Origin of the sequence: Bacteroides sp. LFL-34 (genome assembly GCF_027257075.1) — a bacterium.
GTDB classification, from domain to species: domain Bacteria; phylum Bacteroidota; class Bacteroidia; order Bacteroidales; family Bacteroidaceae; genus Bacteroides; species Bacteroides ovatus.
On the sequence record NZ_JAPQKZ010000004.1, the window covers coordinates 19,943 to 42,507 of the forward strand.

The 22,565-nt window shown below is 44.0% G+C and carries 12 protein-coding genes and 1 pseudogene; all 13 read right to left on the reverse strand.

Going from position 1 to position 22,565, the window contains the following annotated elements; all coding sequences use genetic code 11:
* Positions 1–15: 15 nt before the first annotated feature.
* Positions 16–3,405, reverse strand: coding sequence for a SusC/RagA family TonB-linked outer membrane protein (locus tag N5O98_RS03285; protein WP_004302517.1), 3,390 nt, complete (start codon positions 3,403–3,405; stop codon positions 16–18).
* A gap of 56 nt (positions 3,406–3,461) precedes the next feature.
* Positions 3,462–5,018, reverse strand: coding sequence for a DUF4832 domain-containing protein (locus N5O98_RS03290; protein ID WP_195664343.1), 1,557 nt, complete (start codon positions 5,016–5,018; stop codon positions 3,462–3,464).
* Between the two features lie 147 nt (positions 5,019–5,165).
* A complete protein-coding gene (locus tag N5O98_RS03295) occupies positions 5,166–6,092 on the reverse strand; it encodes a FecR family protein (protein WP_004311190.1) in 927 nt (308 codons plus the stop codon).
* Positions 6,093–6,239: 147 nt separating this feature from the next.
* The gene (locus N5O98_RS03300) at positions 6,240–6,782 is read right to left on the reverse strand and encodes an RNA polymerase sigma factor (RefSeq protein WP_004311189.1); all 543 of its coding nucleotides are present in this window, start codon (positions 6,780–6,782) and stop codon (positions 6,240–6,242) included.
* Between the two features lie 241 nt (positions 6,783–7,023).
* Entirely contained in the window at positions 7,024–8,136 is a 1,113-nt protein-coding gene (locus tag N5O98_RS03305) for a glycoside hydrolase family 88/105 protein (protein ID WP_004311188.1), read from the reverse strand.
* A gap of 18 nt (positions 8,137–8,154) precedes the next feature.
* Positions 8,155–10,359 (reverse strand): glycoside hydrolase family 3 N-terminal domain-containing protein, encoded by a 2,205-nt coding sequence (locus N5O98_RS03310; RefSeq protein WP_032849403.1) that lies wholly within the window; start codon positions 10,357–10,359, stop codon positions 8,155–8,157.
* 15 nt (positions 10,360–10,374) lie between these two features.
* On the reverse strand, positions 10,375–11,139 hold the full coding sequence (locus tag N5O98_RS03315; RefSeq protein ID WP_004311186.1) for a hypothetical protein: 765 nt from the start codon (positions 11,137–11,139) through the stop codon (positions 10,375–10,377).
* Between the two features lie 7 nt (positions 11,140–11,146).
* On the reverse strand, positions 11,147–13,876 hold the full coding sequence (locus N5O98_RS03320) for a sugar-binding domain-containing protein (RefSeq protein ID WP_004311185.1): 2,730 nt from the start codon (positions 13,874–13,876) through the stop codon (positions 11,147–11,149).
* A 20-nt stretch (positions 13,877–13,896) separates the two neighbouring features.
* Positions 13,897–15,174 carry an alpha/beta hydrolase family protein gene (locus N5O98_RS03325; RefSeq protein ID WP_004311184.1) on the reverse strand — a complete coding sequence of 426 codons (1,278 nt, stop codon included), beginning with the start codon at positions 15,172–15,174 and terminating at the stop codon, positions 13,897–13,899.
* Between the two features lie 93 nt (positions 15,175–15,267).
* Positions 15,268–17,061: pseudogene (locus N5O98_RS03330) on the reverse strand (glycoside hydrolase family 2 protein).
* Positions 17,062–17,215: 154 nt separating this feature from the next.
* The gene (locus N5O98_RS03335; RefSeq protein WP_004311182.1) at positions 17,216–19,273 is read right to left on the reverse strand and encodes an alpha-galactosidase; all 2,058 of its coding nucleotides are present in this window, start codon (positions 19,271–19,273) and stop codon (positions 17,216–17,218) included.
* Positions 19,274–19,354: 81 nt separating this feature from the next.
* A complete protein-coding gene (locus N5O98_RS03340) occupies positions 19,355–20,893 on the reverse strand; it encodes a DUF4832 domain-containing protein (RefSeq protein ID WP_374938877.1) in 1,539 nt (512 codons plus the stop codon).
* A gap of 37 nt (positions 20,894–20,930) precedes the next feature.
* Positions 20,931–22,502 (reverse strand): hypothetical protein, encoded by a 1,572-nt coding sequence (locus N5O98_RS03345; protein ID WP_004311180.1) that lies wholly within the window; start codon positions 22,500–22,502, stop codon positions 20,931–20,933.
* Positions 22,503–22,565: the final 63 nt, after the last annotated feature.

Genomic DNA, 22,565 nt, shown 5'->3' on the forward strand with positions numbered 1-22,565 from the left:
TCTATTCCTATTTATTTAAAAGTTAACTTGTATGCCCATTACTAAAGAGGTGGTAATAGGATAATCCGATGTACCCATTTCAGGATCCCAACCACTAGGGAAATTGCTCAAACAGAAGAGGTCACTACCACTCACATAGAAGCGGGCACGGTTTATACCGGCTTTTTGTGTCCAACTCTTAGGCAGGGTATAGCCTAATGTGATATTCTTCAAACGGAAGTATGAACCGTTGAACATCCAGAAGTTAGAGGTAGCATAGTTATTGCTCTTCGACACATTCGAAAGGCGGGGATACTTGGCTGCTAAATTCTCTTCAGTAGTATTGAAAGGACTCCAATATTTACCCTCGAGAATGGCTGGTACGTTACCATAGTTATCACGCAAAGGTTGTACCATAGAAGTAGAGAGGTAAGAATTTTGCTTGCCGATGCCTTGGAAAGCAAGACTGAAGTCAATGCCTTTGTACGAAGCGTTAAGGCTACCACCATACTGGAAACGAGGCAGTGAGTTACCCAAAGGTACACGGTCGTATTCGGGACTGATTACGCCATCGGGTACACCATCGGGACCACTGATGTCACGATACTTCAAGTCACCAACTGTAACGGTAGTACTAGTGCGAGCCGAGTTGTTCACTTCTTCTTGAGTTTGATAGATGCCCTCGCACACATAACCATAGAATTCATTGAAGAGCACGCCGGCACGTTTAATCTTACCACCACTGATTTGCTCACCATCATTCATATAATCAATCTTTGAAAGGAAGTCGGAGAAATTCACATTTACACCATACTTAAAATCTCCTATCTGGTCGTTCCATGCCACTTCAATATCATAACCATGAGTGGACATCTTACCTGCATTCGTACTAGGGTTGTTATATCCCATAAAATAAGGGATTTCGATATTCAGCAACATGTCCTTGGTCTCTTTCCAATAGTAATCGAAATGAAACTGCAGACGGTTGTTCAAAAAGTTGACATCCAGACCTAAGTCAGTACTGGTAGTCGTTTCCCAAGTAATATCTTCTACAGCCAACACAGCAGGACGAGCAGTTTTATCAGAAACTACACTTCCATCAGCCATATAGAAAAGTGAATTACCAAAACTCATCAAAGCAATGTAGGGGAAGTAGTTGCTGCCGATACGTTCGTTACCTAACATACCCCATGAACCACGCAACTTCAAGAATGAAAGCCAATCCCATTTGAGGTTCTTCATGAACTTCTCTTCACTCGCTACCCAACCAGCTGAAAATGAAGGGAAAGTACCCCAACGATAACCTTTGGCAAAACGTGAACTACCATCGTGACGCACGTTAGCCTGGAACAGGTAACGATCGGCATACGAATAAATAACACGGCCAAAAACAGAGTTTGAAGTATACTCTGAACCTGTACCGCTATTGGTTTGGAAATCTTCCGAACCGATATTGAGGTAAGGATAACCGGTCAGTTCATATTTATCGCGCGCAGCACCGAGACTTTCGCTCTTCATATAGTAGTTTTCGAAACCGGCCATTACTGTGAGATTATGACTGCCAAAGGTTCCCATATAGTTGGCAATTGCCTGGCTAGTGACATTATAATCATCGTTACGAGTTTCTGTGAGCGAATTGGTAGTCCAAGTGCTCCCGGAGTCGAAATAACCGCCAAAGGTTTCGGGATCATCGGGCAAGGTGTATCCACATGAATTTTTAAACGCTTTCTTCTTTTGATAGTTGATAAAAGGAGATACGATACCCGAGATGCTTAGCCCCTTGATAGGCTTGAAGGTTAGCGAACCTTTACCTGCCACCTGCGTACTGTGAGCTACCGAATTACCACCGGCTACAAGCAATCCATAAGGATTTGCACCACTCTTACCCGAAGCTAAACGACCATCATCCCAGGTTGCGGGGTAAATGGCGGGCATTTTACGCATGGTATCAAAAGGGTCATAGTTTGTGGCAGTACTCTTAGCATGACGGATATTTACGTCTATTTGAGCACTAAGTTTATCATTGATATTAAAGTCGTTGTTCGAACGGAACATGTAGCGTTGGAAACCACGACCGTCATAAAGACCGTCTACTTCGTCATACGAAAGGGTAGCTACCGACTTTACCGCTTTGTTACCGCCTGATACAGAGAGAGTATGAGTCATACGGGGAGCACTTGACTTCAAAATCAGATCAGTCCAATCGGTAATGGGGTAGTTGTTCGGATCAGTAGCATTATACTTCACCCAATTCTTGGTTTTGTCAGCCGTATATTCTTGGAAAAAACCACCAGTAGGGTTATCGTTGTATTTCAACTCGTTGCTCATCTCCAAGTAGCGAGTGACTCCCACCATACTAGGTTGTTTAGTAGGAATTTCCCAACCAAATTCAGCATTATATTTCAGATTGATTTTACCGGTATCGTTACCGCGCTTGGTAGTAACTAAGATAACACCAGCAGCAGCTTTCGAACCATAGATACTGGCAGCCGCAGCATCTTTCAATACAGATATGCTCTCTACATCATTAGAATTCACATAGTCGAGCGAACTCTGCACACCGTCTACAATCACTAACGGGCTCGATTCACCCATAGTGGTAATACCACGCACACGAATAGAGGCGGCTCCTGCACCGGGAGCAGAGCTATTACGCGTCACCATCACACCAGAGAGTGATCCTTGCAATGCATTGGAAAGCATGGCTGTACGCTTGTTCACCAGCTCTTCTCCCTTCACGGCTGCCACCGCACCGGTAAGGTCTTTCTTCTTTACCACACCGTAACCGATAACAACTACTTCGTTGAGCGCTCTGCTAGCTTCTTCCATTACTATGGCATACATATTTTTGCTATCTATCCGCACGATTTTATCCACAAAGCCCACATAGCTAATGAGCAATTCGCTACCCTCGGGAACGTCTATCTGAAACTTACCATCAAGGTCGGTGATAGTAGCTGCATCACTACCTTTCACACGAACCGTAGCACCAATCATCGGAAGATCAGTTGCATCGACTACCTGACCAGAGATGCGCTTCGCCTTTTTCACTTGAGTAGTAGCCTTTTTAGAAGGATTAGCAGTGATGGTTACTTGACGGTTCTGAATGGTATATTTCAAATCGGCTAGCCGACATACTTCCGTCAAAATAGCATCGATCGACTTTCCTTTCAACTCGATGTTCACTTTGTTGTTGAGACGATCTTTTACAGGTTGATCATAGACAAAAACATATTGGCTATGTTTTTCAATGTAGTCGAACACTTGTTTCACTGTCGAATCTTCGGCTTTAAGGATATACATCCCATTTACCTTTTCGAACGAAACAGTCGACGCACTAGAATAAGCGGGCACAGACAGTAGTCCAGCCAAACAGAAAGCTTTTGCCAAGCTTACCACCGTAGTTGTGATTGTTTTTCGATTCATAATATAAGATTAATAATTAATATTTATTGCATAACGATTTATGAGTAATCTACCAGTTAATTGTTGATTTTAAGTTTACCGACTTTGCACCATCCCTCAAATAGAAGATTCTTGTCGATCGCCATTTTCAAGCCCGGCTGGCATGCTTTGGTTGTATCAACCAAACCAATAAGCCAAGTGTAGTTTCCCTTTTGAAGTCCATCCAATTTGACAGTTGTGGTATAATGACCATCACGCCCTTGTACCCAAGTTGAGAGATCAGCCTCATCTGCAAGCTGTTTTTTCACAATGTTATGATTGTCATCCATCAAAGCGATGCAGACTTTATATTTTCCTTTCCATTGAGGAATATTGGTAGGACAGTATCCCCAACCCAGATTGCGCCAATTGTGTTGCACGCTCACACGCTCGCCTGAACGGGCTTTATTTACAAAACTGACCTCTGTGGGATAGAGCCGGTATCCTCCCTCACGTTCGAAACGCTTCACCAAATCGAAAGAGCGATTAAACCACGAGGCTACTTCATCACCAATGCGAAGATCCATCATATTGACATGGGCATTACGGCTTTCTTCGTACTCGCCCCAGCGCACATCTTCCGAATGCCCCTGGCGATACTTGCCACTAGGATCAATCCAGTAACGGTGGTGCGCTCCGGTAATCCATCCTCCCTCCATAATGATGGGCAAGCGAAAGCGGTAAGCACGGGCAAAATCTTTTTCCCACTGTTCGTAGTAACCAGTCATGCCAAAAGCGTCGTGACGAATGGTGTATCCTTTGGCAATGGCTCTTTCGAGCAATCTTTTACTATCAGGGTGTGGTTCTGCCCAGCTGATGGTATCTCCCACCAAACGATGGTAGTTTATCACCAATGGTACACGTTTGAAAGCTTTTGCATAGGTATCGGTAATCCATTCGAATACTTCTACTTTATTTGAGTAGTTATTATACTTCACGCCATGTGCTTCTCCCCATTTACCAAGCCCATAAGCATCAATAAAATCTACTTTATCGGGATCGTCAAAAGCAACAGCAAAGGCTTGAAGAAACTTTTCGTATTTCTGTTGAAACACGGCATCGTCAGGATAAGGCGACCATATTTGGGGATTATTAGGATCTTGAAAACCTTTCGCACCGGCTTCCTTTACATAAAGAGGTGTGTTCTGTCCTTGGTCGCGGCTGTCTACATTGATACGGAAAGCCAGTCGCATACCACGTTCACGCACCGAAGCAAGCAATTTATAGATACGTGAGTCCGGATCGTTCCATACATAATCTCCCTCTTTACTCTCAAGCATATTCCAATTGATGCGAATGTAACATGTACCGGCGTAATCGCTCACGCGAACAGTGGAATCCCCACCATTTACGGGCATAGCATCATAATGGTGAGTTTGCCAAAAGTTTTCATCCCATGCACGTCCCAAATACATCACCCAACCTGTAAGGGGATTTTTGAGTACAGAGGTAGTATCAGGCTCAAAACATACTGTTTGTTCGGGCGCTTTTAGTCCTTTAGTTATAGATATTTGTGTATGTGCCGAAGACCATCCACAGAGTATCAGAGCTGCTATAAAAAGCATAAATGTGCGTAACAAAGTGTATCTTTTCATATTTTTCACTGGTATTAATAAAGCATAGCTTCTCCTTACGAGAAGGCGTATAAGTTTCCTCTACCTTGCTATGAAGGCATTATAAATTGGTTAATAATAAGTTTCTATGTAATTATTTTATTCAGGAATAATCAATAACAAATATAATTACTCCTTCACTAAGTAGATCGTATCACCATGAATTTTCATTCGGGTTTGCGTCATGGTTTCAATGGCTTTCAATACATCCTTTACCTGATCGTCAAGTACTAGTTTGCCATAAAGTTTATTAGCCGACATCTTATCATCAAACAGAATAGTCACTCCGTAATAATGACTGAGCCGTTGGGCTACAGACTCTACACTTTCACCGGCAAGGTTTATCATCCCTTGCATCCAGCAAGTATATTCATCGGTATTCACTAACCGTTTCTCAGCAAAACCACCCTCCTGCAAATTTACCAGTTCATTCGGTTTCATGCGAACCCTGTCATTGTTGGACGTTTTGAGTTCTACCGAACCTTGTACCAACACAACCTGCGAATCCGAAGCATCGTAATTGTTCACATTAAATTTAGTTCCAAGCACCTTCACTCTAAAATTATCAGAATTAACTAAAAAAGGATGCTCCGCATCGTGTGCCACATCAAAGTAGGCTTCACCTTTCACGTATACCTCACGATACTCGCCATTAAAACGTTTGGGATAGCGGACAACGGTACGCGAATTGGCTATGATTCTGGTACCATCTGCCAACATCAACGTCATCTTTTCGCCAACAGGCACTTCGACCTCTTCATCGTAAACATCAGCCATCATTTCCATAACTTCCGCACGGTACAAACCGTCCGTTGTATTCTCCCCGATTATATATTTAATACCTATTAAAAGAAGCAGCGTCGCAGCCACCGAGCCAACATACATCATAATGCGTCTCTGCCTAGATTTACGCTCTTGTTGGTGCATTTTCAAAAAAGCTCTTTTCTTAATGGCGGAGATATCTATCTCAGCCGGAGTGCTATGTTGTATGAACGACTTCAACTTGATGTCGTCCAGCAAATCACCATATTTATAATCATTTATATCTTTATCCATCTTCAATTCTTTTTATCCTTTCAATTTCTTTTTCCTGCAAACAATCTTTTCACCTAAAACTTCTTTCTATTTATAAAGACGCAGAGGTTGAATTTATCTATAGGTTTAATTTCCACTTTTTTTCTTTCAGTGCTGTTTTTTTCTGAATCACCCGCCTACAAGTCTCTTTCGCAAAGCATTCATAGCATACCCTATATGGTAGTTCACTGTAGGAAGTGAAATTTGCAACATACGCGCAATTTCCGCATAAGGCATTTGTTCCAGTTTTGCCAGGAAGAATACATGCTTGCACTTGGGCGGCAAACTATTGATTGCTTCATTCAAACACTGTATCTCTTCACGCGAAAGCATATCATCCATCGGAGTCTGCATATCAGGGAAAGAGAAATTCTGAAGTTCCTCAAAAGAGATCTCCTGATTACTCTTCACCTCTTTACGCAAATAAGAGATTGATTTACGATAAACAATCGTATTCAACCAACTCGACATACTGGCAATTTCCAAAAGCGTACTACGTAGTTTCCACACTTCAAAGAAAACATCGCCTACCACTTCTTCCGCCATTTCCTTATTACTAAGGATACCAAAAGCGTGATAGTATAACCTCTTCGAATATCGGTTCATAAAACTGTTAAAAGCCAGTTCATCCCCTTTGGAAATCAACAAAAGTTCTCTTTCCAGGTCTTCCATTTAATTAGATTACTATTTTATATATTGACAGGCGCAGAATTCTTATGTATTATATAGGTCAAGTCTCATAATATTAACTTTCTTTATCAATTAGCCTATTTTCCCCCAACAATGAGAAAAGCTATATCATCACTCGGAAAACGGAGTTTGATATAGCTCTTCCACACTTAACAGCTACCATCTGGACCTTACAGAACGAGCTTTTTAGTTTTGCTACAGTTCTTCTCCATAAAGACACAAATTATCTTGCCATTTTATAGATTTCATTGCCCGCCATCAAGAAAGCGCCGACTCCATAAACTTCCGTCATATCACGAGTCACTTTCTTCGGATCAGCACCGATTTGCTGCACATAGCCTAGTTTCCCATCCGGTTCCACTGCCGATAACAATGCCTTCCATCCCTTTATCATCACAGGAAGATAAGTCACCTTATCCAACAACCCTTCGTTAATACCATAGGCTATGGAATAAACTATAAAAGTAGTGCAACTGGTTTCCGGTGACGGATAAGAAGCAGGGTCTAACAGACTTGCGTGCCAGAAGCCATCAGGATGCTGCAATCCGGCAATCCGTGTAGCCAGTTTCACAAACAGTTCCTCATAGAATTTGCGGTTCTTGTCTTTTCGAGGTAACTCTTTCAATATTTCAACCAGACCACCAAGCACCCAACCATTACCACGACCCCAAAAGACTTTCTTGCCATTAGCTTCACGCTTATCAAAATAGCGCCAGTCACGGTAGAATAAATTTTCTTCCTTATCGAACAAGTAATCATAAGTCGCTTTATACTCACGGTTCATAAACTTGATGTATTTCTTGTCTCCGGTCAGCATATACAGTTTGGCATATACAGGGGGAGCCATGAAGAGGGCGTCACACCAAGTCCACCGTTCCAAAGTTTTCAAGTCACCTTCCACTAATTTGAAACTGCCTTTAGAAGGATGATTGATAATCCATTCCGTACGAGCCAATGTTGGTACAATCATCTCTTCATCCTTATATTTGCGATATAAATCCAAAAAGGATTGTGACACGGCAATATCATCAGCATGATAAAACCGTTTGTCCGGCTGCCAGCAATTCCGGCGACCTATACGGGTCAACCATTTATAGTAAGTATCATCACCGTCTTCTTTCTCTGCCAATTCAGCCCAATCGACCATACCGACATAGAGAGCACCTTGCGGCCAGTTCAGGTCGTCATGTTCAGGAGCCGGATGTGGATTGGCAATTTGCCAATCCGCAACCTTTCTCATGATAGACTTAACTTCGGACTTTTGGAAAGGGATTTCTACCGCTCTCACGAAAACACTGCATAAAAGGTATGCGCTTAACAAGAATATCTTTCTCATATTATCAATTCTTTACTTTCAGTCTATCAATTCCAATTTCACCTTTTTATCCTTCACTTGTACATAATAAGTACCTTTTTCCAAAAAGCGTTTACCGTCTCCATCAATAAAGCCCAAGTCACGTAATAAATCCACTTCAAATCTGAAAGTTCTGGTTTCACCGGCCCTAATCGTTTGCTTCTCAAAATATTTCAATTCTTTTACCGGACGGGTAATCGTTGAATAAGGGTCTGTAATGAACCAATAGACAGTTTCCGCACCATCCCTGTCGCCTGTGTTGGTCACCGCAACTTCTACTGACAGTTTATCTCCCCTTTTTAGTTGAGTAGCAGATGCCTTGAGGTCGCCATACTCAAAAGTAGTGTAGCTCAATCCATGTCCGAACTCATAGAGCGGTTCTATCGTCAGGTCTTGATACTTGCCCTGATGAGGACGGGCACTCTGCCGCCGATTATAATAGATGGGAATCTGTCCGGTTGCATACGGAAAAGTAATGGGCAACTTGCCGGAAGGATTGATTCTTCCTGTCAAAATGCCCGCAAGCGGTTTGCCTCCGGCAATGCCCGGTTGCCAGATTTCAACAATGGCGTCACAAACCGGCTCCAGACGGCAAAGTTCCAACGGACGTCCGTTGGAGAGAATCAGCACAATCGGTTTGCCGGTCTTCTTCAGTTCCATCGCTAATTTCTCCTGTATCTTCGGCAAGGCAATGGAAGCACGCGAAGCATTCTCCCCGCTCCAGTTCCGCTTTTCACCTAGACAAAGCAGGATGACATCCGCCTTCCCGGCCGTAGCGACAGCTTCGGCAAAGCCCGATTCATCCTTACCGTCAAAGTCGCATCCTTTGGCATACAGCAGTTGTGACAAGTCTTTCAGTTCCAGTTTCAGCCCGTCATAAATTCCTACCACATCACCGTCCTTGCCGTGAGCAGTCCAGGAGCCTAACAAGTTCCAGCGATTTTTACCTAACGGACCTATGACCGCCACCTTTGTATCCGCCGCCAATGGCAAACGTTTCTCCTTGTTCTTTAACAGCACAAAAGACTCTTCCGCCAATTTCTCTGCTATTTTTATATCTTCCGGCTGCAAGAAGCGCTCCTTTTCTGTCGTCTCTCTTATGTAAGGATTCTCAAACAAGCCCAGGCGGAACTTCAAACGAAGGATGCGGCGAACGGCATCGTCCACAATCTCCACCGGCACCTTGCCCTCCCCTACTAGTTCTTTCAGGTATTTGTCATATCCGCGGGACATCATGTCCATATCCACGCCTGCCATGATTGCTTTTTCGCTGGCTTCCTTCAGGTCTTCCGCCGCTCCCTGGGAAATCAACTGTACAATGGAACCCCAATCCGAAACTACAAATCCGTCATGACTCCAACGACCTTTCAATACCTCTCTCATCGTATAATGATTGGCAGAGGCGGGTACACCGCTTATATCATGAAAGCCACTCATCAGGGTAACGGCACCCGCCTTCACTCCCATTTCATAGGGAAGCATATAGGTATCCCAAAGAGTCTGCGGAGAGATTTCCGTATATACGTAGTCACGTCCCGCTTCCGAAGCTCCATAACCGATATAATGTTTCAGGCAAGCGGCAATATGCTCCCCGTCCGCCAAATTATTACCTTGATATCCTTTCACTGAAGCGACAGCAAAAACTCCGTTCGTATACGGGTCTTCCCCATATCCTTCGGAAACGCGCCCCCAGCGAGGATCGCGTGCCACATCAATCATCGGCGAGAACGTCCAGTCCAGTCCTGCCAGACGCGCTTCCCTGGCAGCCATGGCGCAAGCTTTCTCCACCAAAGCCGGATTCCACGAACAAGCCTGCGCAATGGAAATCGGGTAAACAGTACGGAATCCGTGAATCACATCGTGCCCGAACAGTACAGGTATCCCCAACCGCGACTCTTCCATAGCTTTCTTCTGTATGTTGTTACGCAGGTGGGGACTAGTGCTATAATAAAGAAGCGCACCGATTTCCGCAGGGATATTCTTCACCTCCTCACCAATATTGTTCGCGTTCGTATTCCGTCCCGCAACATACTGGCTCAGTTGAAGCACTTTCTCTTCCATTGTCATGCGCAAGAGTAAATCCTCCACACGCTTCTCCGTCGGAGCTTTCGCGTCTTTATATACGGCAGGCTTCTCATTCCTCGCCTCAAGCATGCAAAACGCCGTCCAAAGGCACACCCCACACGCTATCAACCTTTTTTTCATCATGGTTTCTTTCATTTAATTAAATATAGCTTTATCTGACAGGCGCATGGTGCGCTTGCCGTTACTTTTCAGTTCAAAAACGGTCAGGGAATTTGCTCCCTTTTGCAATGTTTCTGCTGGAAGTTGTATAGATTGCTGCGCATTCTGTTCCCAGTAAGAGCCCGCATAATGTCCGTTCACCCATACTTCTCCCATTCCCCAACCGGAGACATCCAGATAAGTATCAGCGGGGATTTCTACTGTAAAAGTCCCTTTATAGAAACAAGGGCGACCACCGTCCGTTTGTGGTGCGAAAGTCAGTTCACCGACTGCACAATCGCGTACCGCCAAAGGAATCATTCTCCAATTCCCTATTTCCGTATCCGACAAGGTGATACTGCCAAAAAGCCCTTTGGAATTATCCAATATCTCCGGCCCATAGGTGATACGGCCGATATTTTCCGCATATAATTGCAAGGTGTGCTTGCCTGCAAGCACCTGTAAGGGGATTGCTTTCTTCTCTTCCGTCATCCATCCCTGTAACTTTCCATCTACATATACGGCGGCATAGTCTCTTACATTTTCCACCGTCAATACCGGGTTCTCCTCCTCTGCCGTGATTGTGGCCTCATAAAGGGCGTATCCGAACTCAAGTCCCAACTCATTCATCGGCAGCAATTCCTCTGCCTCCTGCACTTCTCCGTAAATTTGCTCCAAAGAAGCCGTCTCCGACATCTGTATTTCCTGTGCCGATACAGATGTCAGAAACAAAAGACTTAGAATAAAACTAAAACTTCTCATTCTTTCCCTATTTTCTTAAGAACGATTCTATAAACGACGCTTCTACATCTACTTGCGGGTTGAAGCGGTCACTCTTCACATAGCGGTCGATACTAACCAGCAGTTGTTGAGTGGCAGGCCGTTTCTCCATTTCTTTCTTTGTATCCAGTGCCAACACCATCAGCTTCCCATTTCCTATTCTGGCTTCAAAACCGATTCCCAGTTTGTGGTTAGTTTCATAACTGTCTATCACCTGAATGAACGGACGCAACTGACGTGGCGCCTCATCCATTTCGATTACTTTGGCATGCGTTAAGATGTCCCACCATTGCCAGTCAAGGTGTTTTTCCGTAATGAAATCGTCGAACATCGCCTTGTCTGTATGAATCAGACAACCCAGTGTCATCGGTTTCCATTTGAACATGATAGGATTCCAGAAATGATTATGGAAATTGGAACTACGCCCTATAACCTTAGCCGGCATGGGGCATAGGACAACTTTCCTTCCTTCTTTAAGGAATTGTTTAGCCCTGTCGTCAAATACCGTCGTATAGAGAACATCCGCCGTAGACTGCATCAGTTCTTTCAGTTCCCGACGAGGATATACCCAAATATCCCAGCTATTATTGATTGTATTATTCACCGATAAATGAACAGTCAGCTTTTGAGGAGCGGTGATACCGTTAAGTGCATAACTAAATTCTCCTGCGGAAAAAACACCATGATTACCGATATTTTGTGTTTTTAGCTTTCCACTTTTCAGCACCTTGCCGTCCGCATCTGTCACCCACCACTTAAACTTAGCGTTTTTCAGGGCAGAGGGACTATAATTATAGATTTCCGCTTTTCCTGTGAATACGTCGTCGTTATAGTACGAACGTTTCGAAAAACGCAGCAGAGCCACAGTCGGAGCACAGAATTCCCGGAACTTCTCCGGTGTAATCAGTCCTTTAGAGTTCCAGAAAGGATCGAGGATACCGACAGGCGCATATCCTTGCCCCGTAAAGTCATTAATAGACAAAAGCTGGAAACCGGATTTCAGATAAGTACGCAGTTGAGCTTCAATCACGTCTTTATATTCGAGTACGGTTTGCGCACCGGAAACCTGATAGAAATCATCTGCCTGATCCAACATGCCATGTGCTTTCAAGGAATCACGATACACTTCAAAATTGCGTGCTTGTACAGGGCCGGTAAAGTTAGGAATCTCCTTAAAATTAGGATAGATACAGCGTTGTCCCGATTCATGGGAAATGACAGGTACGTCAATACCCAACTCTTTGTTTTTATCCCAGTCGGTAGATGGTCGTCCTTCATAAATAGCCATGTGACCTTTGGTAGTCTGGTGAGTGATATAGAATTGGTCGGACTTGACACGGGTACGGGCCGTCGAACCGCTGTACAGTCTGCGGCTGTCAGTGGTACGTCCATAATGAGTAAGTTCTTCGATAAAATCAAAATTACCGGTAATCTCATTACCATTGCAATAGAGAACAAAGGAAGGATGATTGCCATACTCTTTCAGAATGGCTTTCTGCTCGCGACGGAAGAAATTATAACGGGCTTCGTCCGGTTCAGCATCTTTTCCCCACATCGGCATTTCCACTTCAAGATATACTCCCAATTTATCAGCCACCCGAAATGCAGCCGCAGGCGGACACCAAGAATGAAAACGCATGTGATTCATTCCATAGTCTTTCAGGATAGTCAGCACACGTTCCCAAGACGCATCATCCACCGGCGCATAGCCTGTTTTAGGGAAGACAGCGTTCTCTACTGTTCCACGTAAGTGTATCCGGTTACCATTGAGATAGATTTTATCCTTATCCGCCGTTATCTCACGCATTCCGAAAGTAGTAGAACGGCTATGTTGATAGTTTGCATTGTCAGCACGGATAGTCAGGTCACATTGCAATGTATAAAGATTGGGAGTAAATTCATCCCACAACCGGACATTCTTTCCTAATGCGATAACATCTTCTACATAAAAGACAGAATCATTTCCACTGACGGTTATCTCTTTATTCAAATCATACGAATTGCCTGATATTGTAAAAGCCGCTTTTCCGGTAACCGGTTTATGAGTATGATTCAGTATTTTCATTTTCACTTTTACCGAACGGCCTGACACATCCGGATATAACTGCATATCATCAATGTACACAGGGTCTACAGCCATTAACTTCATTTCACCCAATATGCCATTCCAGTTGATTTGCGTAAATTCGGAATGAGCATGATCCCATTTGTGGGTATCATACTGATAACGATTGTCAATACATACGGTAATAACGTGTGTCTTACCCGGTTTCACAAAATCTGTCAGTTCATGATTATGAGGAACACTGACATAATCAATCTTACTAACCTCTTTCGTATCCACATAAATGGAACTTAGCCAATGTGTCCGTTCAAAATACACGAAGATACGTTTCCCTTTCCACTCCTTCGGAATAGCAATCTCACGTTGATACCAAGCCGGCCCCATGTATTCATATACACGGGTCAGACGGTCAATATGCCGATACGGAGATTTGTAACCTATCTTGTAATCATCCGTAATGGCCGGCAGGACAATCGATTCTTGCAAACGATGTATATAACGCACATCTAACGAACCACGCCGGAAATCCATCACATCCGTCTGAAATCCCCACTTACCGGATAAATCTATTTCCTGCGTCTGCGCTTTCAAAGGTGATAATTGGGTTATCAGCGCAAATGCAACAAAAACTAACTTTATAAACTTGTTCTTCATATAAATATCTATTAGTGATCTTACTTCAAATGTTTATCGGCAAACTTCACAAACTGCGTCCAGTCATACAGATTAATATCATGTTTTCCCGAACGGATATGATAACCTATAGTGCCTGACAATACAGGCTGATTAACAGCCGGCATTTCTTTTACCGGCAATCCCGGCAGCCCGAACAACTCATAAACAGGAGAGGCATATACACCGGAAAGAAATTCCCCTTTCGGGTCAGCCCAGCGGTCTTCTTCCGCACTGGCAATATAGACCGGACGGGGAGCCATCAGAGCAATCAATTCATGCTGGTCGACAGGAAGAGTGTCTTCTTTATCATTGTATTGCCAGAAATTCCGGCAAAACCAATGTGTAAACTGACAGTTCACAGCCCGTACAGTCTCTCCGAACTTTCTCCGCGACAATGCCGCACCACCACAACCGGAATCATTAGAAATAACCAAAGCAAAACGTGGGTCTATCGCACCGGCCCATAAAGTCGTTTTTCCGAGACGTGAATGTCCGAAGATGGCTATACGTTTGGCGTCAATGTCTTTATCCGTTTCAAAATAATCCATCGCACAACTCATTCCCCATGCCCAGGCAGCCAGAGTTCCCCACTCATCTTCAGCAGGCCGTGTCTGTCCCTTTTTGTAGTACAACGGATGAACTCCGTTCTGAAAACCATCATCAAAATCCGGATCAATGTCCCCACGGTAGAAAGTGGCCAGTCCATATCCATGTTCCATCAACATCTCTACCGGCCATCTGGAAGCTGCACTACCCCGGGGAAACATACGTTTTCTGCCATAAGCAATCATTCTCTCTTCTGACGGGAAAGTGATGCCCTCATCCGGGTGAATGGCATGATTACCTTTGAAATTTATTCCGAAAAACATGGGAACAGTCCCTTTTCGCCGATTAGGCAGATACATAAGTACTGTCAGATAATGCTTCTCATCTTTTGTGAGATAAACGGCTACTTCCTTACGGGTAGCCAAACCGCCCAAAGCTTCTCTATCTTCGTTCAGTAGCCGGAAATGCAAGTCCTTCGAGCGAACTGGAGCTTTACCATATATTTGAGTTTCGAACAGGCGGAGCAGTTCCGGACGCCGCTTTTCCACCCATTCTTTTTTAGTCGTCACTTTTCTGCCATTAGTCAGGGTCAGGACATCAGGAAGCGTATAGACAGGCACCTTACTCTCATCATAATTTACTTTTGTGATAACTTGTTCCAGTTCCGCAAGTTCTGATGTAGACTTGGAGCGAAGCCCTGTTTCATGGGCCGATTTCTGTTGGGCTTTCATTTCTCCTCCAAGAAATGAAAGCCCAAAAAGCAAACATACAAACCGAAAGCTATTTTGTCTCATGGATATTTAAGATTACATCCTAATTAATTTCTACTCACCAAACTTTGTTTTATAATACTCCCTCATCAAGTACCACGCCTTTTTGCGTATTCCCTGATCCGAGACTAATCCCTTACGATTTCAGCCATCCTGATTGGTCGGATGAAAACGGAACGGAGAACGGAAATCAAATAAAATCCATGGAGATACCCCCCGAAGATTCGGTATATTGTCGAACATACGGATATTGTCTCTGTAAAGCCGGGCTTGGTATTCTTCACTCCAGGAGCTTGCTACATTTTCATCTCCCGACTGCCCGTATAATGCCTCACCGCCAAACTCCGATATAATCAGCGGTTTATCCGGTATTACTTCCCATACCGCATTTTCCGGCTCGATGGGCCACGGATGATACCAACCCATGTATTTGTTGACCGCTACAACATCCAGTTGTGAGGTAAATGAATCTTCCATCACAAAACGTTTCTTCTCACGATTAAAACGTACCAAATCGAAAGCAGCCACATACAAACGGGTCGTATCCAATTGTTTGCCTGTTTCCAGCAAAGAGGTAAGAAATTCATTCCGTGCTTTGGAAGGCTGCGTTTCATTGGCAATTCCCCAATATCCGACTGCACAGCGATTCTGGTCACGCTTTATCATTTCAGACAACATCCTTTGCGCTTTCTTACGGGTATTGTTGTTCGTAAAGTCAATACCCTGCCAGACAGGTATCTCCTGCCAAAGGATAAAGCCCATCTTTTCTGCCAGTCGCACCGTATATTCGTTTTGCGGATAATGTGCCAGCCGAATCATATTTACGCCAAGCGCTTTTGCCTCATTCAGCAGCATCGCCGCATCTGCTTCCGAGAAAGCACGCCCCATGCGCTGAGGGATTTCTTCATGAAAGGAAATGCTGCACATAAATGTCGGCTTGCCATTCAGATAAATATCCGTTCCTTTCACCGTGATATTGCGGAAGCCGATTTGTTCTTCTACACGATCATTGGCTGAGGAAACGATTACTTCATAAAGTTTAGGATTCTCCGACGACCAACGTTCTAACTTCTTTATATTGAATACCGTTTCAGCCTTTCCTTCGGCATCAGTCAGCATATCAATGCTTGTTTTCAGTTCAGGGATAGAAACCGTAATCTTCTCACCTGCCTTTTTGTCCGAGAGAGCGACTTTGGCAATCATCCGGTTGGGAGATTCCTTATCCAGTTGGATGAAATAGTCTTCCAGATAAGTTTGTGGGGTAGTGACCAATAATACATCACGTGTGATACCGCCATAATTCCACCAGTCAAATGACATGGCAGGTATGGCATCTTTGGTACGACGGTTGTTTACTTCAATGGCAATAAAATTTTCTCCCTCATTCAGCAAGTCCGTCACTTCTATCTGGAAGGGAGTAAATCCTCCTTCATGACTTCCGATCTCTGCCCCATTCAAATAAACACGGCAACGATAGCTGACAGCTCCGAAATAAAGGAACTGACGTTTATGTGTCAAACGCTTTGCATCAAAATGACGTGCATACCATACTGTGCCTTCATAGTATTTAAGCTCCGGCGTTTGTGAATTCCAGTCACCAGGAACATTCAGCCGCAATCCTCCTTGAAAAGAATATTCATAGAAATCAGTGTTTCCTTTAGGACTTTGATTTCTATATACCTTCATTCCCCGACCTTGGTCATACAAGTCAATGATAGCATTCCATTTGCCGTTTAAAGAACGGATATCCCGACCATATACATTAGTTATCAGGTTTTGAGCTACTGCATTCCCTACAAAAAGGATAAACAGCAACATACACACGATTGTCTTTTTTCTGATTTGCATTAAATTATCTATTTATAAGATTAATATTCTTAACTATCAACGATTTACGCTCACGTTACTGAGTATATATATCCAGCATGGTGAGTATATATATCCAGCGTGGTGTATCTATATACCCACCACGCTGTATATATATGGCCTGTAAACAGGATAATTATCTTATTTCATAGCGATATAGCATAAAGTCATTCTTCTCAGGTAGAGAGACTTTTATTGTTCCTTTTCTGCCGACAGTCGTTGCCATCAGTTTCCCATTCCCCAGTATCGGCGTACACATAACTTCTGCACCTTCGGGCAACCATGTTTCCACCCATGTCTCCTCCCGTGCATTATCTTCCCTGTAAATAAGGAGATAACCGTTTTTTGAATGACAAAGAGACTGAAATCCAGTCCACGAGCGCCCCGAAGGCTCTTCACCAATCGGTAAAATAGTTCCTTGATGGAAATCATACTGCACTTTCTTATACTTCTCCATTAAGTCTCTAATGCCAAATGCTTCTTCCGGCAAGTTGGAAGCCTCAAACCATGCCAATGGTTGCCCCGCCATAGTGGTCGCAAACAAATATTCAAAAGAATATCGGTGCGGGGCAAACGGATCATCTCCATATTTCTCCGTATTTCTCCATTTATTCAGAAACTCGATTTGTAATTTCTCTGCCGGAACATATTTGGACAGCATCCACAGGTTGCGAAGCGTCCAGTACGGATAGTAATTCTGCCAATCCGTATAACGGTTCTCTAAAAAGATGTTTCCATATTCGTTGAACATATGATAACCTCCCCGCCGACTGGCTGTCGCATCCAAATTGAACATGACTTTATTATCCGTTTCCGCCAATACTTTATCAAACAAGTTCCGGAGATTAATCTCCGCTTTCTTGGTAGGAATAGTCAATCCGTCAATCTTAAAAATACGGATACCATATTCACGATACAATCCTATCAGTGTTTCGGCATCTTTCTCCCAGTCGACAAAATCATTCTGCACACTCGGATTAAACCACAAACCAATTTCAATGCCCAGTTTCTTTCCTTTCTTTACTATCGGAGCCAATCCGCGGGGATATTTGACAGGATCCGGTTTCCAATAGTCCTTATTGTCCCAGATATTCTTAAAAGAACCTTTAGCTACCGCTGAGTTCGGGCTCTTGCCCACCTGCCATCCATCATCTATTTGAAAATGAGTGATTCCCAGTTTTGCGGCACGTTCCAACTCTTGCAGGCAAAATGCCTCATTGACTTTTGTGTCCTGACTACGGTCGCCCCAAGTGTTCATCATAACCATTTCATCACGATTCCGGAAATGACGACGAATATTCTTCTGGTAACTGCGGAGCGCTGTCAGTGCCTGCAATTCACCATCGCCATATACCCCTGTGACGCAACTATATGTTCTTGTCCATGTATCTTCCTGAATATTCTTTTCAGTAATTCCCAGTCCTGTAATCATGAATTTTCCGAATTCTGCGATGAAATCAGCACCTTTATAGGCTAACTGGACACTGGAACAAGGGGATTCTTTCAGAAAGAAAAAGCCGGTGCCTTCTTCCCCGTTTCGAACAAAGAGCAAATTCCCCCGATAACTGTTTTTACGATAGGCTATAACATCCCTCTCTGCCAACAAATTGTTGTTCCAATCTGTCACATCCCAAAATTCAACAGCCTTGGCATGCCAATGCTGCCCTTTAAGATATAATTGATCCAAAATAGCCGTAACGGATTTGGATTTCATGTCTTCAACGAACTCGATGTTTTTCCGGTCAGCCGCATTTTCTTCCCGTCCGCCAAAAACGCTGTTAACACTCCCTTTCAGATAAGTGTCACATGCTATGGCCGGACAACCGTCATATATACGATAAATCCGTTGTATATCCAATGTTCCCAAAGAGAATGTAACTATCGTCTTCAAGTAGGCCGGATGAATATCAGTCGCAGCCACCTTTTCTACCCGACAAGCTCCTTTGGAAGCTTCCCGGGTATCTTTGGAGATAAAGAAGTCCGGTGCCTGCTTTACCGTGAAAGTTGTTTTCCGGTTTGCCTTATCGCTCAGACTATAAGTGACAAGATTACCGTCATTCCAAATGAATTTTCGTTCAATACACTCATTTCCAATCACTAATGTATCTCCCTTCAACTCACTATAGCAGGTTTTCTGTGCATAAAGAGAAGACAGAGTACAGGCCAAGGCCAATACTATCAATAGTTTTTTCATGGCTAAAAAGTTATTATTATTTCTTCAAGGTACACGAATCCTGTAACCTTTCGTTAACCCCATCAAGTAGCTGATTGCCTGTTACCTTACGGTTACTTCCTGTAATTTAGCCCATCCGGCATTCAACATGTTCTCCGGCACAGCCATTTCCAAGCCGATCGCATTATCCTTGGTAGTATCAACAAGCCCCACTGCCCAATAATAACTCCCCGGAGTTACTCCTTTGAGACGTAAATCAAAAGTGTAAACTGCAGGGATGCCTTGCATCCATTTGGATAAGTCTGTCTGTTTGTCCACAAACACCTTCTGCACCCTATTCCGACTGTCCATCAGCGCGAAAGCCACTTTATATTTTTGGTTCCATTGCGGAATATTGGTGGGGCAATATCCCCAGCCAAGATTATTCCAACGGTGTATAATCCGAAGTTTCTGATTTTTTGCCACATCTGTAGGTAAAGAAATCATATCCGGATAGAGACGATAGCCGCCTTCCGAAATAAACCGTTGCACAAGAGGGAATGTATTGTGAAACCACGATTCCGTTTCACCCACACGGAAGTCCATCATATTGACACGCGCCTCTTTACTATCATCGAATTCTCCCTGACGCACATCTTCGGGATGTCCCTTCCGATAATTGCGGGGATCCACCCAAAAGCTGTGGATTTTGCCTGTAATCCATCCGCCTTCCATCAGTATGGGGCGAACGCCGAAATATTTCTTGGCAAAGTCACGTTCCCATTCATCATAATACAGCCCCATACCGAATGCGTCATGACGCAAAGAATATCCTTTTTCAACTACTTCATCAAGCAAGAACTCACTGTCAAGGTCATACTTATTATCGTCCCAGTCCTTACCGGCACCCACAAAACGATGATAGTTGATGACAACCGGAACGTCTCTGAATGCTTTCAGATACAAGTCTGCCAGCCAGTCAAGTACAGGTTTACGGGGCTTTTCATCTCCCGTAGAATAAAGCGTAGTGTGATACTCGCCCCACTTTCCCAGACCTGTTCCGTCGATAAAGTCCACCTCGTCAGGATTGCCAAAGTCTTTGGCTAAAGCCCAAACGAATTTTTCATAATACTTTTGAAAAATAGGGTCATCAGGATAAGGTGACCATCTTCCTCTCCACACGAAGCCCTTCGTACCAGCCTCCCGCACAAAGTCGGGCGTAAAGTCATAGCCTTTATCACGGCTGTCGACCACCACCCGGAAAGCAAGACGCATTTTTCTTGCACGTGCTCCCTCAATCAGCATTTTCAGCATGGGATCCGTATTCCAGCCATAAACGTTTTCTTCAGGATTCAACTTCCTCCAACTGGTACGGATATAAAGAGTATGGGCATAATCGGACACCTTTACCGTTCCCACACCGGGTACCTGCATATTGTCACACTTCTCCCAGAAATCTTCCTTCACACCGGGGGTGGCATAAAGCACCCAGCCGGTTTGTGGGTTACGCAACAAGCGCTGCCTGTCTGGTTCTATTCTTATTATCTTGTTATCCCGTGCCAAGTTCTGTTTCAAGGTTCCGGCATCCGACCCGCCGCTTATGGCAGCGGCTTGAAGCGCAAACGACCCTAAAAATATAGGCATCAAAAGTCCTGATCTCATTTTACCTTTAATCATACAACTCATTATACGTATTTACTTATTTTACCGTAAGTGTCTGTAATTTCAACCAACCGGAATCCAGTAGGTTGGCATCCTTGTTCACGGCCATTTCGAGTCCGATTTCATTGTCTTTGGTAACGTCCACCAAACCTACCGCCCATGAATAGGCACCAACAGAAACGCCTTTCAGATTCAACTTGGTGGTATAAGTAGTCGGGGCTTCCTTCAGCCAAGTCGACAGGTCGGTTTGCTCGTCCACAAATATCTTTTTCACTTCATTATTATCATTCAGCAATGCAAAAGCCACTTTATATTTCTGATTCCAAGTTCTGATATTAGTAGGACAATATCCCCAACCCATATTGCGCCAGCGGTGAACAACAGTAACATCCTGACCACCATTTGCCGAAACAGGCAAAGAAACCATGTCCGGATAGAGACGGTAACCGCCTTCCGCTATAAAACGCTGTACATAAGAGAACGTTTTTTCAAACCATGATTCCGTTTCACCCAAACGGAAGTCCATCGTATTGACACATGCCAGCATGGAATCTTCAAACTCTCCCTTGCGGACATCTTCGGGATGACCTTCCCGATAACGATAAGCATCATCGAAATACCAATAACGGTGCGTGTCGGTCACCCATCCACCTTCCATAATGATAGGAAGCTTATATCTGTATTTCAAGGCAATATTTTTCTCCCAATCTTTATAATAGCCACTCATACCAAAAGCGTCGTGACGCAGGATGTATCCGTTATTGAGGGCTATGTTCAGCAACGGCTCCGCATCAGGCGGCACTGTTTCCTGCCAAGAATCCTGATAAGTATCGCCCAACATACGGTGATAGTTGATCACCAGAGGCACTTTCGTGAAATGACGTGCATACAACGCTGTAATCCACTCCATTACCTGAAACTTATTTCCATCGTTAGCATAAATCATAGCGTGCGACTCTCCCCATTTACCCAATCCGTAACCGTCAATAAAATCTACCTTATCGGGGTCATTGTATTGGCGGGCAAAAGCCTCGATAAACTCTCCATAGTGCTTTTGGAACACTTGGTCATCAGGATAAGGACACTTATTGTTTGCTGTATTATACCATTTACAGCCTTCATCGAATACGAACTCAGGAGTATTCTGTTTTTGGTCGCGCCCATCCACCAGTACACGCAAGGCGATACGTAATCCTCTATCATGTACACTTTTAATGATACGTGAGATATCGGAGCTAGGGTCATCCCAAGCATATTTTCCCTTTTGGGGCTCCAATGTCTTCCAATTCGTACGCAAGTAGCAGGAAGAAGCGTAATCGGAGACTTTTACGTATTTTGCCAGATCGGGTACATACATGTGGTCATAGCCTCTTTCTTCCCAAAATGTCTCGTTTTTCTCACGCGCCAGATACAGTACCCAGCCATTCAGAGGATTCCGAAGAACACGTGTCTTATTAGGGTTAATCCGCACCGTTACATTCTCGGCAGGCAAATCCCCATCACCGGTATTTCCCGTTTCACTTTCACTATCCGAGCAGGCAATTGCTACCATAGCCCCGAAGAGCAACACTCCCAAAGGCATCATTATTCGTTTCCAGTTCATTCTCATATAATTATTCTTTAAAAAGAAGGATATGCCGCCCTAAAAACAGGGCAGGCACACCCTCTTCAG

Bases quoted from the DNA above. Each gene is read 5' to 3' on its own strand.
- N5O98_RS03295 (WP_004311190.1), bottom strand. From the start codon at position 6,092: ATGGATAAAGATATAAATGATTATAAATATGGTGATTTGCTGGACGAC.
- N5O98_RS03310 (WP_032849403.1), bottom strand. From the start codon at position 10,359: ATGAAAAAAAGGTTGATAGCGTGTGGGGTGTGCCTTTGGACGGCGTTT.
- N5O98_RS03335 (WP_004311182.1), bottom strand. From the start codon at position 19,273: ATGAAAAAACTATTGATAGTATTGGCCTTGGCCTGTACTCTGTCTTCT.
- N5O98_RS03285 (WP_004302517.1), bottom strand. From the start codon at position 3,405: ATGAATCGAAAAACAATCACAACTACGGTGGTAAGCTTGGCAAAAGCT.
- N5O98_RS03340 (WP_374938877.1), bottom strand. From the start codon at position 20,893: ATGAGATCAGGACTTTTGATGCCTATATTTTTAGGGTCGTTTGCGCTT.
- N5O98_RS03315 (WP_004311186.1), bottom strand. From the start codon at position 11,139: ATGAGAAGTTTTAGTTTTATTCTAAGTCTTTTGTTTCTGACATCTGTA.
- N5O98_RS03300 (WP_004311189.1), bottom strand. From the start codon at position 6,782: ATGGAAGACCTGGAAAGAGAACTTTTGTTGATTTCCAAAGGGGATGAA.
- N5O98_RS03325 (WP_004311184.1), bottom strand. From the start codon at position 15,174: ATGAAAGCCCAACAGAAATCGGCCCATGAAACAGGGCTTCGCTCCAAG.
- N5O98_RS03290 (WP_195664343.1), bottom strand. From the start codon at position 5,018: ATGAAAAGATACACTTTGTTACGCACATTTATGCTTTTTATAGCAGCT.
- N5O98_RS03305 (WP_004311188.1), bottom strand. From the start codon at position 8,136: ATGAGAAAGATATTCTTGTTAAGCGCATACCTTTTATGCAGTGTTTTC.
- N5O98_RS03320 (WP_004311185.1), bottom strand. From the start codon at position 13,876: ATGAAGAACAAGTTTATAAAGTTAGTTTTTGTTGCATTTGCGCTGATA.
- N5O98_RS03345 (WP_004311180.1), bottom strand. From the start codon at position 22,502: ATGAGAATGAACTGGAAACGAATAATGATGCCTTTGGGAGTGTTGCTC.